The organism is Streptomyces sp. P6-2-1 (genome assembly GCF_050613165.1).
Taxonomy (GTDB): domain Bacteria; phylum Actinomycetota; class Actinomycetes; order Streptomycetales; family Streptomycetaceae; genus Streptomyces.
Window position 1 is genome coordinate 4,835,246 of record NZ_CP192513.1, and the last position, 18,147, is coordinate 4,853,392.

Sequence of the window (18,147 nt, forward strand, 5' to 3'; positions counted from 1 at the left end):
CGCCACCCGGTACGGGCCCCGTACGATGGGGTGAGGCCGTGGCATGTTCCGCCCGGCAGGGCGCGCGTACGAGACCGGACGCGCAGCCATCCACGACTCGGGAGAATCGCCGCAAGTGCCCACGCGCCATGACATCCGTAACGTCGCCATCGTCGCCCACGTCGACCACGGGAAGACGACGCTGGTCGACGCCATGCTGAAGCAGGCCGGGGCCTTCGCCGCTCACGCGGCGGAGCACCTGGACGACCGCATGATGGACTCCAACGACCTGGAACGTGAGAAGGGCATCACGATCCTGGCCAAGAACACGGCCGTGAAGTACCACCCCAAGGACGGGGGCGAGCCCATCACCATCAACATCATCGACACCCCCGGCCACGCCGACTTCGGCGGTGAGGTCGAGCGCGGCCTGTCGATGGTGGACGCGGTGGTGCTCCTGGTCGACGCCTCCGAGGGTCCGCTCCCGCAGACCCGCTTCGTGCTCCGCAAGGCCCTCGCCGCACGGCTGCCCGTCATCCTCTGCATCAACAAGACGGACCGCCCCGACGCGCGTATCGCCGAGGTCATCGACGAGACGTACGACCTCTTCCTCGACCTCGAAGCGGACGAGGAGCAGATCGAGTTCCCGATCGTCTACGCCTGCGCGCGTGACGGAGTGGCCTCGCTCACCAAGCCCGACGACGGCACCGTCCCGAGCGACTCCACCAACCTGGAGCCGTTCTTCTCCACCCTCCTGGACACCGTCCCCGCCCCCGAGTACGACGAGGCCGCGCCCCTCCAGGCCCACGTCACCAACCTCGACGCCGACAACTTCCTCGGCCGTATCGCGCTGTGCCGTGTCGAGCAGGGCGAGCTGCGCAAGGGCCAGACGGTCGCGTGGATCAAGCGCGACGGCTCGATCCAGAACGTGCGCATCACCGAGCTGCTTATGACCGAGGCGCTCACGCGCAAGCCGGCCGAGAAGGCGGGCCCCGGCGACATCTGCGCCGTCGCGGGCATCCCCGAGATCACCATCGGCGAGACCCTCGCCGACCCCGAGAACCCGATCGCGCTGCCGCTCATCACGGTCGACGAGCCCGCCATCTCGATGACGCTCGGCACCAACACCTCGCCGCTCGTCGGCCGGGGCCCCGGCGGCAAGGGCGCCGACAAGTCGGCGGTCAAGGACCGCAAGGTCACCGCCCGCCTCGTCAAGGACCGCCTGGACCGCGAGATGATCGGCAACGTCTCGCTGCGCGTACTGCCCACCGAGCGCCCCGACGCCTGGGAGGTGCAGGGCCGCGGTGAGCTGGCGCTCGCCATCCTCATCGAGCAGATGCGCCGCGAGGGCTTCGAGCTGACGGCGGGCAAGCCGCAGGTCGTCACCAAGGAGATCGACGGCAAGCTCCACGAGCCCGTCGAGCGCATGACGGTCGACGTCCCCGAGGAGCACATGGGCGCGGTCACGCAGCTCATGGGCGTCCGCAAGGGCCGCATGGAGACGATGACGAACCACGGCTCCGGCTGGGTCCGCATGGAGTTCGTCGTCCCGGCGCGCGGCCTCATCGGCTTCCGTACGGAGTTCCTCACGCAGACGCGCGGCACGGGTATCGCGCACTCGATCTTCGAGGGCCACGAGCCGTGGTTCGGCGAGCTGCGCACGCGCTCCTCGGGCTCGCTCGTCGCCGACCGCTCCGGCTCCGTCACCGCCTTCGCGATGACGAACCTCCAGGAGCGCGGCGTCCTCTTCGTCGAGCCCGGCACCGAGGTGTACGAGGGCATGATCGTGGGCGAGAACTCGCGCGCCGACGACATGGACGTGAACATCACCAAGGAGAAGAAGCTCACCAACATGCGCTCCTCCACGGCCGATGTCACCGAGTCCCTGGTGCCGCCGCGGAAGCTCTCGCTGGAGCAGTCCCTGGAGTTCTGCCGCGACGACGAGTGCGTCGAGGTCACCCCGGAGACCGTCCGCATCCGCAAGGTCGTGCTCGACGGCCGCGAGCGCGCCCGCTCGGCCTCCCGCGCCAAGCACAACTGACCCGAGCGGCACGGCTGTTCCCGCCGTACGCCGAGGGCCCGGCGCCCCCTCGCGGGAGCGCCGGGCCCTCGGCACGCCCGGCCCCGGGAGCACCCGCCCGGTGATCGTGGAACAAGCGCCCCTGACGGCCTGTCAAGAGGCCACGGGGGAACGGCCGAAGGTCGGGAGCGGCGGTACGGAGCGGGGCGGCGCGGGGGCCGGTACGGGGGCGGTGCGCGGGCCTGTACGGGGCGGCCGGGCCCATTTTCCGAAGGCGCTCTCCCCTCCGCCCCGCCCGCGTGGCACTCTGGTGCGGCAAGCGCTTCAGGACCCGCCTCAACGCCCCCGGGGCCGCGCCCTGTTCGCCGGAGTCGACGCGCGTCGACCACGGAGGGTCATCCCCGTGCGGGAGGGTCCGGAAGGCCACTCTCTGCAACCCTTTTTTCTTTCAGAAGTGTCCGAATAGCGGAACACCCTGACCGATAACTGTGTAACGAGTCCGTTTCGCACCCATCTGCTTCGCCTCTATTTGTCCGGATTTTAAGAGCCGACTGGAACAGGTGTGACCGAACCGAGACCAAAAGGGTGTGGTCAGTCGTCGTTCAAATGACGAATAGTGTTCGCCGTAGAGCTCGGGTCAATGGGTCACGCGCTGTCGCGCCGACTCACGAGCACACTGAGGCGCAGCACTCCATGAAGGCACCGTCGTCGGCATGTGTCGTGCGCCCCTCTCTTTGCAGTGGACAAGTGGACTCATGAGGAGGAACCCCATGCGTGGTGCGACAAGCGCCAAGTGGGTTGCGGGCGCGGCGATCATTGCCCTGGCGGCCACCGCCTGCGGCAGCGACGACGGCGGCAGCGACAACAGCAGCAAGAAGCCCGCAGCGGGCGCGGTGAACGCCAAGGGGATCTTCTCCGTCGAGGTCGGCGAGCCGCAGAACCCGCTCCAGCCGGCGAACACGATGGAGTCCAACGGCAGCATCGTCACCCGCGCGCTCTTCTCGCAGCTCGTGGACTACGACGCCAAGGGCAACATCACGATGGTGAACGCCCAGTCGGTGGACACCAAGGACAGCAAGACCTACACGGTCAAGCTCAAGCCCGGCTGGAAGTTCCACGACGGCACCACGGTCACCGCCGAGTCGTACGTCAAGGCGTGGAACTGGGCGGCCCGCCCGGCCAACAAGCAGCAGAACGCCTTCTGGTTCTCCGACATCAAGGGCTTCGACGACGTCGCCCCGGCCAAGGGCAAGCCCAAGGCCGAGGACATGTCCGGCCTGAAGATCGTCGACGACAACACCTTCACGATCGAGCTGAAGAACCCGCTCCCGTACTTCGAGTACAAGCTGGGCTACGAGGTCTTCTCGCCGCTCCCCGAGTCCTTCTACAAGGACCCGAAGGCGGCCGGTGAGAAGCCGATCGGCAACGGCCCGTACAAGTTCGCGAGCTGGGACCACAAGAAGCAGATCAAGGTCGTCAAGTACGACGGCTACCAGGGTCCCGACAAGGCGCAGAACGGCGGGGTGATCTTCAAGAACTACTCCAGCCTCGACACCGCCTACGAGGACCTGACGTCGGGCAACGTCGACGTGCTCCGCCAGATCGGCGCCAAGGACCTCCCGGTCTACAAGAGCGACCTCGGCGACCGCGCCGTCGACAAGGCGTACTCCGCGATCCAGTCGATCGTCCCCGCCTTCTACGGCAAGCAGTTCAAGGACGTCGACCCCAAGGTCATCCAGGGCCTGTCGATGGCGATCGACCGCGACACGATCACCAAGACCGTGCTCCAGGGCACCCGCGAGCCCGCGACCGGGTTCGTCGCCAAGGGCGTCAAGGGCTACCAGCCGAACGTCGCCGGTGACGTCACCAAGTACGACCCGGCCAAGGCGAAGAAGCTCATCGCCGAGGGCGGTGGCATCCCCGGCAACAAGATCTCGATCCAGTACAACGCCGACGGTGGCCACAAGGAGTGGGTGGAGGCCGTCTGCGGTTCCATCACCAAGGCGATCGGCGTCAAGTGCGTCGGCGACTCGAAGGCCGACTTCCAGGCCGACCTGAACGCCCGTGACGCCCACGAGGTCAAGTCCTTCTACCGCAGTGGCTGGGTGCTGGACTACCCGGTCAACGCCAACTTCATCCGTGACCTCTACGGCACGAAGTCGGACGGCAACCAGAGCGGCTTCTCCAACAAGGAGATCGACGAGCTGATCGCCAAGGCGGACACCGCCAAGACGCTCGACGAGTCCGTCGCCGAGTACCAGCAGGTCGAGAAGAAGCTGGTCGAGACCATGCCGGCCATCCCGCTCTGGTACTACAAGGTCAACGCCGGCTACTCGGAGAAGGTCCAGAACGTGGACTACGCGCAGAACGGCGACCCGATTCTGACGCAGATCCAGGTCAAGAAGTAACAAAAGAATCCAGGCTCGTTGCGACCCGGCCGGTGTGAACACCGCCGGCCGGGCGCAAAGCCGCAGCTGGGGGCCCTTTTCCGACGGACGCACCGGACGTCGGGGGAGGGCCCGTTGGCTGCCAGCTGTGACTATATGGAGGCACGATGGGGCGCTACGTCATACGACGCCTGCTCCAGATGATCCCGGTGTTCATCGGGACCACTCTGCTGATCTTTCTCGCGGTTTACCTCCTACCGGGGGACCCCGTGCGAGGTCTCTTCGGGGACAAACCCCCCACCGGAGCGCAGCTCGCCTCGCTCCGGCACGAATACGGTCTCGACCGGAACATATTCGTGCAGTACGGCACCTATATGTGGAACATGGTGGCCCACTTCGACTTCGGCACGCAGATCGCGAGCGGACGTCCGGTGACCGACATCCTCGGTGACGCCTTCCCGGTGACCATCAGGCTCGCGATCCTCGCGCTCGTCCTGGAGATCGTCTTCGGCATCTCCCTCGGCGTCATCTCCGGCATGTTCGCGGGCAAGTTCCTCGACCAGGCGATCCTGGTGCTGACGCTGCTCTTCATCGCCATCCCGGTGTTCGTCCTCGCGTTCCTCATCAAGACCGCGATCCTGATACCGGCGGGCTTGCCGCCAAATGTCAACAACGACAACAACATCGGGCAGATGATCGCGCCCGCGGCGGTGCTGGCGACAGCGTCCCTCGCCTACGTCGCCCGCCTGACCCGGGGCACGCTCGTCGAGAACCGCCGCGCCGACTACATGCGCACCGCCGTCGCCAAGGGCCTGCCCCGGCGCCGCGTCATCGGCGTCCACCTCATGCGCAACTCGCTGATCCCCGTGGTCACCTTCCTCGGGACCGACCTCGGCGCCCTCATGGGCGGCGCGATCGTCACCGAGGCCGCCTTCAACATCAAGGGCGTCGGCGGCACCATCGCCGAATCCATCACGCGCCGTGAGGGCACCACGCTGGTGGGACTCGTGACGATCCTCGTCCTCGTCTACCTGCTGTGCAGCCTGCTCGTCGACCTGCTCTACGCGGTCCTGGACCCGAGGATTCGCTATGCCTGACATCACCAAGGAAGCCGCGGACGAAGCCGCGCAGCACCCGCTCGGGGAACCGGCCCCCGCGACCGGCACCGCCGTCGTCGAGAAGGCCGCCGAGAACAAGACCCGCAGCCTGTGGGGCGACGCCTGGGTGGACCTGCGCCGCCGGCCGATGTTCATCATCTCGGCGCTGATCATCCTGCTGCTCATCGTCATGTCGGCGTGGCCCGGCCTGTTCAGCAGCACCGACCCGACGGCCACGGACCTCCAGAACCACTTCCTGAGCAAGCCGAAGCTGGGGCACGTCTTCCAGGCCGACTGGCTCGGCTACGACTTGCAGGGGCGCTCCGTCTACTCGCGCCTCGTCCACGGCACCCGCAACTCGGTCCTGGTGGGCTTCGGGGCGACCGTCATCGTGACGCTGCTCGGCAGCTTCGTCGGGATGATCGCCGGTTACTTCGGCGGCTGGCTCGACGCGATCCTGTCCCGGGTCACCGACATCTTCTTCGGCATCCCGTTCCTGCTGGGCGCCATGCTCGCCATGAACGCCTTCACCGACCGCAAGTGGTGGCTCGTCGCGGCGGCGCTCGGCATCCTCGGCTGGACGCAGATCACCCGCGTCATGCGCGGCTCCGTGATCACCGTCAAGCAGTCCGACTACGTCCAGGCCGCGAAGGCCCTCGGCGCGAGCACCTCGCGGATCATGATCCGGCACATCCTGCCGAACGCGATGGCCCCGGTGATCGTCGTCTCGACCATCGCGCTCGGTACGTACATCGGTGCGGAGGCCACGCTCTCCTTCCTCGGCCTCGGTCTCTCCGCCCCGGCCGTCTCCTGGGGCGCGGACATCTCCGACGGCCTCAACCAGATCCGGGTGGCCCAGCACGTCCTGCTGTACCCCTCGATCATGCTGACGCTCACCGTTTTCGCCTTCATCATGCTCGGCGAAGCCGTCCGCAACGCCCTCGACCCGAAGCTCCGCTGAGGGAGACGCTCGTGACCATCATCGATTCCACTCCGGACACCGTTCCCTCGCCGCGCGAATCCGGCGCAGAGGGCGGCCCGCTCCTGGACGTGCGCGACCTGCACGTCGAGTTCCACACCCGCGAGGGCGTGGTCAGGGCGGTCAACGGTGTCAACTACACGGTCGCGCCCGGCGAGACCCTCGCGGTGCTCGGCGAGTCCGGCTCCGGCAAGTCCGTCACCGCCCAGGCGATCATGGGCATCCTCGACATGCCCCCCGCCAGGATTCCGCAGGGCGAGATCCTCTTCCGCGGCAAGGACATGCTCAAGATGTCCCGCGAGGAGGCCAGGAAGATACGCGGCCAGAAGATCGCGATGATCTTCCAGGACGCGCTCTCCTCGCTCAACCCCGTGCTCACCGTCGGCTACCAGCTCGGCGAGATGTTCCGGGTCCACCAGGGACTGTCCCGCAAGGACGCCAAGGCCAAGGCCATCGAGATGATGGAAAAGGTCAAGATCCCGGCGGCCAAGGAGCGGGTCAACGACTACCCGCACCAGTTCTCGGGCGGTATGCGCCAGCGCATCATGATCGCGATGGCGCTGTGCCTGGAGCCCGACCTGGTCATCGCCGACGAGCCGACCACGGCCCTCGACGTGACGGTGCAGGCGCAGGTCATGGACCTGCTCGCGGAGCTTCAGCGCGAGTACAACATGGGCCTGATCCTCATCACGCACGACCTGGGTGTCGTCGCGGACGTGGCCGACAAGATCGCCGTCATGTACGCGGGCCGCATCGTCGAGACCGCGCCCGTGCACGACATCTACAAGAAGCCGGCCCACCCCTACACCAAGGGCCTGCTCCAGTCGATCCCGCGCCTGGACATGAAGGGGCAGGAACTCTTCGCGATCAAGGGCCTGCCGCCCAACCTGCTGCGCATCCCGCAGGGCTGCGCCTTCAACCCGCGCTGCTCGATGGCGCAGGACATCTGCCGTACGGAGCGCCCGCCGCTGGTGGACGTGCTCGGCCCGGACGGCGAACCCCTCGCGGGCCGCCGCAGCGCCTGCCACTTCTGGAAGGAGACGGTCAATGGCTGAGAAGCCGGAGCAGAAGAAGGCTGACGCCGCCCCCAACGTCTCCGCCGTGGAGACGGTCGAGGCGAGCACCGAGGACGAGGCCGTCGCGGCGCTCGACGCGAACGTCGGGCGCGGGGAGCCGATCCTCCAGGTCCGCAACCTGAAGAAGCACTTCCCGCTCACGCAGGGCATCGTCTTCAAGCGCCAGATCGGCGCGGTCAAGGCGGTGGACGGGGTCTCCTTCGACCTCTACCAGGGGGAGACCCTCGGCATCGTGGGCGAGTCCGGCTGTGGCAAGTCCACCGTCGCCAAGCTGCTCATGACGCTGGAGACGGCGACCGCGGGCGAGGTCTTCTACAAGGGCCAGGACATCACCAAGCTGTCCGGGCGCGCCCTGAAGGCCGTGCGGCGCAACATCCAGATGGTCTTCCAGGACCCGTACACCTCGCTGAACCCGCGCATGACGGTCGGCGACATCATCGGCGAGCCCTTCGACATCCACCCGGAGGTCGCGCCGAAGGGGGACCGGCGCAAGCGCGTGCAGGACCTCCTCGACGTCGTGGGGCTCAACCCGGAGTACATCAGCAGGTACCCGCACCAGTTCTCCGGCGGTCAGCGCCAGCGCATCGGTATCGCCCGCGGCCTCGCGCTCAACCCCGAGGTGATCATCTGCGACGAGCCGGTCTCCGCGCTCGACGTCTCCGTGCAGGCGCAGGTCATCAACCTGATGGAGCGACTTCAGGACGAGTTCAACCTGTCCTACATCTTCATCGCGCACGACCTGTCGATCGTCCGCCACATCTCGGACCGGGTCGGGGTCATGTACCTCGGCAAGATGGCGGAGATCGGCACCGACGAGCAGATCTACGAGCACCCCACGCACCCCTACACGCAGGCGCTGCTCTCCGCCGTCCCGGTCCCCGACCCCGACGCGCGCGACCACCGCGAGCGGATCATCCTCTCGGGTGATGTGCCCTCGCCGGCCAACCCGCCGTCGGGCTGCTCCTTCCGCACCCGCTGCTGGAAGGCCCAGGACAAGTGCGCGCAGGAGACCCCCCTCCTCGCGGTGCCGGAGGTCTTCCGTACGAAGGACATCCCGGCCGCGCACGAGTCGGCGTGCCACTTCGCCGAGGAGAAGGACATCGTCAACGCCGCCTGAGGCGTTCCTCCCGGCCCCGCAAGGCGCCGACAGGCCCCGCAAGGCCCCCGAAAGGCCCCGTCACCCCAGTGGTGACGGGGCCTTCGCCGTACCCGGTTCTCGGGAGGCCCGCCCTCTTCGGGTGACTCGTGCGGCTCAGCTCGCCGTGCGGACTTGTGCCCTATGGGATGGTATGGGCGCTAAGTGCGATGTGACGCTCACGAGGAGGCACCGATGCGAGGAGCCACGCACGCGAAATGGGTCGCGGGTGCGGTCGTCGTCGCCCTGGCAGCGACGGGCTGCGGCGGCGATGACGACGGAGGCGGGGGCGGTGGCGGTGGCGGTGGCGGCAACGGTGGCGGCGTCGTGCGCTCTTCCTGGGGGGACCCGCAGAACCCCCTGGAGCCCTCGAACACGAACGAGGTGCAGGGCGGCAAGGTGCTCGACCTGATCTTCCGCGGGCTCAAGCGGTACAACCCGAAGACGGGCAAGGCCGAGGACATGCTCGCCGAGAAGATCGACACGAAGGACTCGCAGAACTTCGACGTCACCGTCAAGAGCGGCTGGACGTTCTCGAACGGCGAGAAGGTCACCGCGAAGTCCTTCGTCGACGCCTGGAACTACGGCGCGAGCCTGAAGAACAACCAGAAGAACGCCTACTTCTTCGGGTACATCGACGGCTACGACAAGGTGCACCCCTCCGAGGGGCAGCAGACCGCCCAGACGCTCTCCGGGCTCAAGGTCACCGGCGACCGCACCTTCTCGGTCAAGCTCAGCCAGAAGTTCTCCACCTGGCCCGAGACCCTCGGCTACGCGGCCTTCGCGCCGCTGCCCCGGGCCTTCTTCGACAACCACGCGCAGTGGCTCAAGAAGCCCATCGGCAACGGCCCGTACACCATCAACTCGTACTCGCGCGGCTCGCAGATGCAGCTCCGCAAGTGGGACGACTACCCCGGGGACGACAAGGCGCAGAACGGCGGCGTGGACCTCAAGGTCTACACCGACGCCAACACCGCCTACACCGACCTGACCGCGGGCAACCTCGACCTCGCCGACGACATCCCGGCCTCGCAGCTGCGGAACGTCAAGAGCGACCTCGGCGACCGCTACATCAACCAGCCCGCCGGGATCATCCAGACCCTCGCCTTCCCCTTCTACGACGACGCCTGGGGCGGCGCGGACCACGCGGACCTGCGCAAGGGCCTGTCGATGGCGATCAACCGCAAGCAGATCACCGAGACGATCTTCCAGAAGACCCGCACCCCCGCCACCGACTGGACCTCGCCCGTGCTCGGCGAGGACGGCGGGTACAAGCCGGGCCTGTGCGGCGAGGCCTGCGACTACAAGCCCGCGGAGGCCAAGAAGCTCATCGAGGGGGCGGGCGGCCTCCCGAACGGGCAGGTCAAGATCGGCTACAACGCCGACACGGGCTCGCACAAGGACTGGGTCGACGCGGTCTGCAACAGCATCAACAACGCCCTGGGCAACGACAAGGCGTGCGTCGGCGACCCGACGGGCACCTTCGCCGACTTCCGCAACAAGATCGGCCAGCACAAGATGCCCGGGCCCTTCCGCGCCGGCTGGCAGATGGACTACCCGCTGATCCAGAACTTCCTGGAGCCGCTGTACTTCACGGACGCCTCGTCCAACGACGGCCAGTACAGCTCCAAGAAATTCGACAACCTCATCAACGAGGCCAACGGCGAGACCGACACGAAGAAGGCCATCACGACCTTCCAGGACGCCGAGAAGGTCCTGCGCGACGACATGGGCGCGATCCCGCTCTGGTACCAGAACGGCAGCGCCGGCTACTCCGAGCGCCTCTCGAACGTGGCCCTGAACCCCTTCAGCGTCCCGGTCTACAACGAGATCAAGGTCAGCTGACGGCGGGAGGGCCCCGGCCGTTGAAGGGTTTCCCGTCGGCCCGGCGCACCCCCCGTGCGCCGGGCGTCGGCTTGTGCCCGTACGGCCCGCACGGCCCCTGCCCCCCGCTGCCGCCGCCCCCACCGCCAGGGCCCGTGCCCCCAACCCCGGAGCTGCCCCTATGGGACGTTATGTGATCCGGCGTCTGCTCCAGATGATCCCGGTCTTCATCGGCGCCACGCTGCTGATCTTCCTGATGGTGAACGTGATGGGCGATCCCATCGCGGGCCTGTGCGGCGACCGCCAGTGCGACCCGGCCACCGCCACTCAGCTCCGCCACGACCTCGGCCTCGACAAGCCCGTGTGGCAGCAATACCTCACCTACATGGGCAACCTCTTCACCGGGGATTTCGGCACCGCCTTCAACGGCGAGTCCGTCCTCGACCTGATGGGCGACGCCTTCCCCGTCACGATCCGGCTCACGATCATCGCGATCATCTTCGAGATCGTCATCGGCATCAGCCTCGGCGTCCTCACCGGTCTGCGGCGCGGCAAGCCCGACGACACCGGCGTCCTCGTCCTCACGCTCGTGGTCATCTCGGTGCCGACCTTCGTCACCGGGCTGCTGCTCCAGCTGCTCTTCGGCGTGAAGTGGGGCTGGATCAAACCGGCCGTGTCCGCCGAGGCCCCCTTCGACGAGCTGATCCTGCCCGGCCTGGTCCTCGCCTCGGTCTCGCTCGCGTACGTCACCCGGCTCACCCGGACCTCGATCGCCGAGAACCGCCGCGCCGACTACGTGCGCACCGCCATCGCCAAGGGACTGCCGCGCCACCGCGTGATCATGCGGCACCTGCTGCGCAACTCGCTCATCCCCGTCGTCACCTTCATCGGCACCGACATCGGCGCCCTCATGGGCGGCGCGATCGTCACCGAACGCATCTTCAACATCCACGGCGTCGGCTACCAGCTCTACCAGGGCATCCTGCGGCAGAACACGCAGACGGTGGTCGGCTTCGTGACCGTACTCGTCCTGGTCTTCCTGATCGCCAACCTCCTCGTCGACCTTCTCTACGCCGTTCTCGACCCGAGGATTCGCTATGCGTGAGCCCGAGCCCACTCCGGAGTCCGAGCCGGAGCCGGAGAACCACCTCCCGCCCGCCGACGAGGCGGTCGGTTCCGTCGGCCAGGGCGGCGCGACGGCCCTCGCGACCGGTGAGGGCGGCAGCCTGGTCGGCGAGGAGCCGGAGGGCGGCGACCCGCGCGAGAAGCCCCGCAGCCTGTGGTCCGACGCCTGGCGCGACCTGCGCCGCAACCCGGTCTTCATCATCTCCGCGTTGATCATTCTCTTTCTGATCGTGATCTCGATCTGGCCCTCCCTGATCGCCTCGGGCAACCCGCTCAAGTGCGACCTCTCCGACGCGCAGAAGGGCGCCCGCTCCGGGCACCCCTTCGGCTTCACCAACCAGGGCTGCGACGTCTACACGCGCACCGTGCACGGCGCCCGCGCCTCGGTGACCGTCGGCGTCTGCGCGACCCTCGGCGTCGCGATCCTCGGCTCGGTGCTCGGCGGGCTCGCCGGGTTCTTCGGCGGCTTCTGGGACTCGATCCTGTCCCGGCTCACCGACATCTTCTTCGCGATCCCCGTCGTGCTCGGCGGCCTCGTCCTGCTCTCCGTCGTCACCTCCAACACGGTCTGGCCCGTCGTCGGCTTCATCGTGCTCCTCGGCTGGCCGCAGATCGCCCGTATCGCCCGCGGCTCCGTCATCACGACGAAACAGAACGACTACGTGGAGGCCGCGCGCGCCCTCGGCGCCTCCAACACCCGGATGCTGCTCCGCCACATCGCGCCGAACGCCGTCGCGCCCGTCATCGTCGTCGCGACGATCGCGCTCGGCACGTACGTGGCACTCGAAGCCACCCTGTCCTTCCTCGGCGTCGGGCTCCGGCCCCCGACGGTCTCCTGGGGCATCGACATCTCGGACGCCTCGGGGAACGTGCGCAACGCCCCGCACATGCTCCTGTGGCCCTCCGGGGCCCTGGCGATCACCGTGCTCGCCTTCATCATGCTCGGCGACGCGGTGCGCGACGCCCTCGACCCCAAGCTGCGCTGAGGAGCCCGCCATGCTGCTGGAAGTGCGAGACCTGCACGTCGAGTTCGCGACCAGGGACGGCGTCGTCAAGGCCGTCAACGGCGTCAGCTACGACGTCGACGCGGGCGAGACCCTCGCCGTGCTCGGCGAATCGGGCTCGGGGAAGTCCGTCACCGCCCAGGCGATCATGGGCATCCTCGACATGCCGCCAGGACGTATCCCCTCCGGCGAGATCCTCTTCGACGGCCAGGACCTCCTCACCATGAAGGAGGACAAGCGGCGCAAGGTGCGCGGCGCCCAGATCGCGATGATCTTCCAGGACGCGCTCTCCTCGCTCAACCCCGTCCTCACCGTCGGCGAACAGCTCGGCGAGATGTTCACCGTCCACCAGGGCATGTCCCGCAAGGACGCCCGCGCCAAGGCCGTCGACCTCATGGACCGGGTCCGCATCCCCGCCGCCAAGGAGCGCGTGCGCCAGTACCCGCACCAGTTCTCCGGCGGAATGCGCCAGCGCATCATGATCGCGATGGCGCTCGCGCTCGAACCGAAACTGATCATCGCCGACGAGCCCACCACGGCCCTCGACGTCACCGTGCAGGCCCAGGTCATGGACCTGCTCGCGGAACTCCAGCGCGAGTACCACATGGGCCTCATCCTCATCACGCACGACCTCGGCGTCGTCGCGGACGTGGCCGACAAGATCGCCGTCATGTACGCGGGCCGCATCGTCGAGACCGCGCCCGTGCACGAGATCTACAAGCGCCCGGCCCACCCGTACACCGAGGGCCTGCTCCAGTCGATCCCGCGCCTGGACCAGAAGGGCCGCGAGCTGTACGCGATCAGGGGACTGCCGCCCAACCTCCTGCACATCCCCGACGGCTGCTCGTTCAACCCCCGCTGCCCGCGCGCCCGCGAGCGCTGCCTGCACGACGACCCGCCGCTCTACGAGGTCTCGCCGACCAGGGCCAGCGCCTGCCACTACTGGAAGGAGACCCTCGATGCATCGCGATGAGCACGGCAGCCGCAGGGAGGCCAGGCGCGAGGGGCGCGAGGCCCAGCGGCTCATGTCCAAGGCCCACCAGGAGAACGCCTTCGCGGCGGGTGAGCCGATCCTGGAGGTGCGCGGTCTCGCCAAGCACTTCCCGCTCACGCAGGGCATCGTCTTCAAGCGCCAGATCGGCGCCGTGAAGGCCGTCGACGGCGTCGACTTCGACCTGCGGCGCGGCGAGACCCTCGGCATCGTCGGCGAGTCCGGCTGCGGCAAGTCGACCGTCGCCAAGATGCTCGTCCACCTGGAGGAGCCCACGGGCGGCACGATCCGCTACAAGGGCGAGGACATCGCGCGGCTCTCCGGCCGCGCCCTGAAGGCCGTACGGCGCAACATCCAGATGGTCTTCCAGGACCCGTACACCTCGCTCAACCCCCGGATGACCGTCGGCGACATCATCGGCGAGCCCTACGACATCCACCCCGAGGTCGCGCCGAAGGGGGACCGCCGCAAGCGCGTGCAGGATCTCCTCGACGTCGTCGGGCTCAACCCCGAGTACATCAACCGCTATCCGCACCAGTTCTCCGGCGGCCAGCGCCAGCGCATCGGCATCGCGCGCGGCCTCGCGCTGCGCCCCGAGATCATCGTCGCCGACGAGCCCGTCTCGGCCCTCGACGTCTCGGTGCAGGCACAGGTCATCAACCTGATGGAGCGGCTTCAGCAGGAGTTCGACCTCTCCTACGTCTTCATCGCGCACGACCTCTCGATCGTCCGGCACATCTCCGACCGCGTCGCCGTCATGTACCTCGGGCGCGTCGTCGAGACGGGCACCGACGAGCAGATCTACGAGCACCCCACGCACCCCTACACGCAGGCGCTCCTGTCCGCCGTCCCCGTCCCCGACCCCGCGCAGCGCGAGCACCGCGAACGCATCATCCTCACGGGCGACGTGCCCTCGCCCGCCAATCCGCCGAGCGGCTGCCACTTCAGGACGCGCTGCTTCAAGGCGCAGGAGAAGTGCGCGGTCGAGGACCCCGTGCTCGCGATCCCCGAGTGGTTCAAGGGGCGCGGCATCCCGGCGGAACACCCCTCCGCCTGCCACTTCGCCGAGGAGAAGCAGATCGTCCCGACGGACTGAGTGGCACGGGAAAGGGCTTAACACGGCGGCAACTCGGCGGACGTCGTTCCGATATACGGACGGGGGAAGCTCTTTCTTGTACGGCCGTGCGGGTGCCGTGTGACCGGCCGGAACGGCGAAAGCCGTCCCGGCCGGTCGTCGTTTCCCCGGCTCCGCCCGTACCGCGCTCATCGATCGCCGCGGCGGCCCGATTCCCCCGCCTGCTTCACTTTCCCCATGAGGACGGACAACGGACGTGCGCGAGGGATCGCCGCCTTCGCCTGCGCGGCACTCGCGCTGCTCAGCCTGCTCTGGTGCGTACGGGATCTCCGCGCCGCCCAGGGGCACGTCACCCGCGTGTGGTGGCTGTGGGCCGGGGCACCCTCCGCGTGGGGCGGGAATTCCGTGCAGGGGACCTCCTTGGCGGACGGGCTGCTCGTCGTGCTCGGCGTGTGGGGGACCGTACGGGTGCTCAGGGCGCCGGGGTCCGCCGCCCCGGCCGTCGTCGGGGCCTGCGCGCTCGTCCTGCGCCTGCCGTCCTCATGGCTGCTCGCGCAGCCGTGGACCGGGGCGTGGGCGGGGGAGCCGTTGCGGACGCTCGCGCGGCTCACGGCTCTCGCCGGACTCCTGCTCGGGGTGCTCCTGCTCGGCTGCGCCCTCGTCACGCGGCGCCCGCGCGTGGCGGCCCCCGTCCCCACGGCCCGTACCGCCGCCGCGCTGCTGCTCCTGTCCGCCGGGCTCCTCGCCGTCTGGGAGGCCGTGCGCGTCCAGGACTACGGGGCCGCCGCCTACCGGGGCGCACTCCTCGGCAACCGCAGCACGACCCTCACGCTCCTCGCGACCCCGCAGCCCTGGTGGGCCGCCGCGCTCGTGCTGCTCGGCCTCGCCGCGGGGATCGCCTGCGCGGCCCGGGCGCGGGCGGGGCGCGCGCTCGGCACGGCGGCGGGGGCGATGCTCCTCGCCTGGGGGCTCGTCAGGCTCTCCGTGGCGCTGCGCCAGGAGCGCTTCGACGGGGCGCTGGGCGGCACGCCGCGCCTGCAACTCTCGCTCGCCAGCACCCTCGCCTACGTCCTCGCGGGGCTCGCCGCGCTCGCGCTCCTGCGTACCCCGGCGCGCGAGCCGGCGACGGGCCCCGCCCCGCTCAGTCCTCGCGCGCGCTGAGCCCCAGCGAGCGGCGCAGGAAGTCGACCTGGAAGAGCAGCAGGTTCTCCGCGACCTCCTCCTGCGGCGTCATGTGCGTCACGCCACTCAGCGGCAGGAACTCGTGCGGGCGGCCGGCGGCGAGGAGCGCCGAGGACAGGCGCAGGCTGTGCGCGACCAGGACGTTGTCGTCCACGAGGCCGTGGATGAGCATGAGCGGGCGGTGCGGCTCGCGCGCCTCGGAGAGCCCTTCGTCGGTGACGAGCGAGTTGTGCGCGTACACCTCGGGCTCGTCGGCCGGGGTGCCGAGGTAGCGCTCCTGGTAGTGCGTGTCGTAGAGGCGCAGGTCCGTCACGGGGGCGCCGACGACGCCCGCGTGGAAGACGTCGGGGCGGCGCAGCACGGCGAGCGCGGCGAGGTAGCCGCCGAAGGACCAGCCGCGGATCGCGACGCGCGTCAGGTCGAGCGGGAAGCGGTCGGCGAGGCCGTGGAGCGCGTCCACCTGGTCGTCCAGGCTCAGCGTCAGGCGGCGGCTGACCGCCTTCTCCCACGCGGGCGAGGGCCCGGGCGTGCCGCGCCCGTCGGCGACGACGACGGCGAAGCCCTGCTCGGCGAACCACTGCGAGGTCAGGTGCGGATTGCGGGCGGCCACGACGCGCTGCCCGTGCGGTCCCCCGTACGGGTCCATGAGGACGGGCAGCGGGCCCTCCTCCTCGCGGTACCAGGACGGCAGCAGCACCGCGCACGGAATCTCCCGTGCGCCCCCCGTCGTGAGCACCGGGCGCGGCGTGAGGCCGGGGGTCTCGGCGTACGAGGCGAGGCGGGCGATCTCCTCGCCGTCGCGCAGCACGCGGTACGCCGTCCCGTAGGCGTCCAGGGCCGCGGTCGTGAGGACCGTCAACGGGCCGCCGCGCACGGCCGAGTGGACTCCCCGGCCCTCGCTGACCCGCTCGACGCCGAGCGCGCTCACGCGGTGCACGTGGATCTCGCCGACCTCGCGGTCCGCCGCGTCCGCGCCCGCCGAGGCCGAGATCAGCACGTCGTCGGCGCCCACGTCCAGCACCGAGCGGACCTGGAGCGTGCCGCCGGTCAGGAGCCTGTCGCCGACGGCGAGCACCCGCGCGCCGCCCTCGTCCGTGATCCGTACGAGCTTGCCGTCCGGGGTCCAGGCGGGGGAGCCCTCGCGCAGCTCGACCCAGTCCGGGTCCTCGTCCGCGTGCACCATCCGGGTCGCGCCGCTCTCCTCGTCGACGCCCAGGTAGAGCACGGCGCGCTGGTCGCGCGACTGCACGAGCAGCAGCGGCGCCCCCGCGGCCGTCCAGTGCACGCGCGCGAGGTAGGGGTAGCGCGCGCGGTCCCACACGACCTCGGTGCGGCCGCCCTCGACGTCGTACAGGAAGAGCCGCACGTCCGCGTTGGCCGTGCCGGTCTGCGGGTAGGCGACCGAGACCGGCTCGCGGTCCGGGTGCGCGGGGTCCGCGATCCACCAGCGCTGTACGGGGGACTCGTCGACACGCGCGACGAGGAGCCGCGCGCTGTCGGGCGCCCACCAGAAGCCGCGCGTGCGGTCCATCTCCTCGGCGGCGACGAACTCGGCGAGGCCGTAGGTGACCTGAGCCTCCTCGGGCGCCGCGAGGGCCTGGTCCCCGCTCCCGTCCGCCTCCACGAGCCGCAGGGCGCCCTCGGACACGTAGGCGATCCTCGACCCGTCGGGGGACAGGCGCGGGTCGATGACGGGCCCGGGCACGGCGAGCGCACGGCTCGCCCCGGTGCGCAGATCCGTCGTCCACAGGCGCCCGGACAGGGCGTACGCCGCCGTCGTGACCGCCGCGTCGCTCGCGTACCCGACGATGCCGGCCGCGCTCTCCCTGGCCCGCTCACGCCGGGCGCGCTCCCGGGCGGAGAGCCGTTCGCCGCCCGTGCCGAGCAGCGCCGCCGGATCGGCGAGCAGCCGCTCGGCGCTCTTGCCGTCCTCGGTCACATCAAGGACCCAGAGCATCTGCGAACGATCAGTCCCTGACCTGGAACGAAGAAAAACGATCCGCGAGCCGTCCGGGGCGACGGTGAGGGAGCGCGGCGCTCCGAGGGTGAAACGCTGACTGCGCGCGTACTGGCGGGGGAAACTCAGGGACTCCGTTGTCATGGGCCCAGCCTAGAAGGCCGGTTGGCGGACGGTGCGCCCCTCATGCTCCGGTGCGACGACTCATGCGCAGCCACTCATAGTTATGATCCGTAGCGCAAGGTGGGTGCAGGTCCGCCGAGCGAGCGGGTGCGTGGGGACAGCGCTGTTCCCGTGCGGCCGCACTCCCGGCGCC

At 69.3% G+C, this 18,147-nt stretch carries 13 protein-coding genes; 12 read left to right on the top strand and 1 reads right to left on the bottom strand.

Translation table 11 applies throughout. The features are described from left to right. Window positions 1-115: 115 nt before the first annotated feature. The 12 genes from typA (at window position 116) to ACQYWQ_RS20820 (ending at window position 15,853) form a co-directional block, all read left to right on the top strand. On the top strand, window positions 116-2,020 hold the full coding sequence (gene typA / locus ACQYWQ_RS20765; protein ID WP_431036544.1) for a translational GTPase TypA: 1,905 nt from the start codon (window positions 116-118) through the stop codon (window positions 2,018-2,020). Between the two features lie 749 nt (window positions 2,021-2,769). Further along, window positions 2,770-4,407: a peptide ABC transporter substrate-binding protein gene (locus tag ACQYWQ_RS20770; RefSeq protein ID WP_431036546.1), complete on the top strand. Its 1,638-nt coding sequence runs from the start codon at window positions 2,770-2,772 to the stop codon at window positions 4,405-4,407. Window positions 4,408-4,553: 146 nt separating this feature from the next. After that, window positions 4,554-5,483, top strand: coding sequence for an ABC transporter permease (locus ACQYWQ_RS20775; protein ID WP_431036548.1), 930 nt, complete (start codon window positions 4,554-4,556; stop codon window positions 5,481-5,483). Continuing rightward, window positions 5,476-6,444, top strand: coding sequence for an ABC transporter permease (locus ACQYWQ_RS20780; protein ID WP_431036549.1), 969 nt, complete (start codon window positions 5,476-5,478; stop codon window positions 6,442-6,444). The genes ACQYWQ_RS20775 and ACQYWQ_RS20780 overlap by 8 nt, the downstream gene beginning before the upstream one ends. An 11-nt stretch (window positions 6,445-6,455) precedes the next feature. Next, a complete protein-coding gene (locus ACQYWQ_RS20785) occupies window positions 6,456-7,517 on the top strand; it encodes an ABC transporter ATP-binding protein (RefSeq protein WP_431036550.1) in 1,062 nt (353 codons plus the stop codon). Continuing rightward, on the top strand, window positions 7,510-8,655 hold the full coding sequence (locus tag ACQYWQ_RS20790) for an ABC transporter ATP-binding protein (RefSeq protein ID WP_431036551.1): 1,146 nt from the start codon (window positions 7,510-7,512) through the stop codon (window positions 8,653-8,655). Before ACQYWQ_RS20785 ends, ACQYWQ_RS20790 begins: the two co-directional genes overlap by 8 nt. 213 nt (window positions 8,656-8,868) lie before the next feature. Beyond that, window positions 8,869-10,518, top strand: coding sequence for a peptide ABC transporter substrate-binding protein (locus ACQYWQ_RS20795; protein ID WP_431036552.1), 1,650 nt, complete (start codon window positions 8,869-8,871; stop codon window positions 10,516-10,518). A 160-nt stretch (window positions 10,519-10,678) separates the two neighbouring features. Beyond that, window positions 10,679-11,602 (top strand): ABC transporter permease, encoded by a 924-nt coding sequence (locus ACQYWQ_RS20800; RefSeq protein WP_431036553.1) that lies wholly within the window; start codon window positions 10,679-10,681, stop codon window positions 11,600-11,602. Next, complete coding sequence (locus ACQYWQ_RS20805) at window positions 11,595-12,608, top strand: ABC transporter permease (protein WP_431036555.1); 1,014 nt, start codon at window positions 11,595-11,597, stop codon at window positions 12,606-12,608. The genes ACQYWQ_RS20800 and ACQYWQ_RS20805 overlap by 8 nt, the downstream gene beginning before the upstream one ends. A 10-nt stretch (window positions 12,609-12,618) precedes the next feature. Then, window positions 12,619-13,599, top strand: coding sequence for an ABC transporter ATP-binding protein (locus ACQYWQ_RS20810; RefSeq protein WP_431036556.1), 981 nt, complete (start codon window positions 12,619-12,621; stop codon window positions 13,597-13,599). Continuing rightward, window positions 13,586-14,713, top strand: a complete 1,128-nt coding sequence (locus ACQYWQ_RS20815) for an ABC transporter ATP-binding protein (protein WP_431036557.1) — start codon at window positions 13,586-13,588, stop codon at window positions 14,711-14,713. The genes ACQYWQ_RS20810 and ACQYWQ_RS20815 overlap by 14 nt, the downstream gene beginning before the upstream one ends. A 216-nt stretch (window positions 14,714-14,929) precedes the next feature. Continuing rightward, the gene (locus ACQYWQ_RS20820; protein WP_431036558.1) at window positions 14,930-15,853 is read left to right on the top strand and encodes a hypothetical protein; all 924 of its coding nucleotides are present in this window, start codon (window positions 14,930-14,932) and stop codon (window positions 15,851-15,853) included. Here the strand turns inward: ACQYWQ_RS20820 and ACQYWQ_RS20825 are convergent. Beyond that, window positions 15,834-17,975, bottom strand: coding sequence for a DPP IV N-terminal domain-containing protein (locus ACQYWQ_RS20825; RefSeq protein ID WP_431036560.1), 2,142 nt, complete (start codon window positions 17,973-17,975; stop codon window positions 15,834-15,836). The two genes, ACQYWQ_RS20820 and ACQYWQ_RS20825, sit on opposite strands and share 20 nt — an antisense overlap. Between the last annotated feature and the right edge of the window lie 172 nt (window positions 17,976-18,147).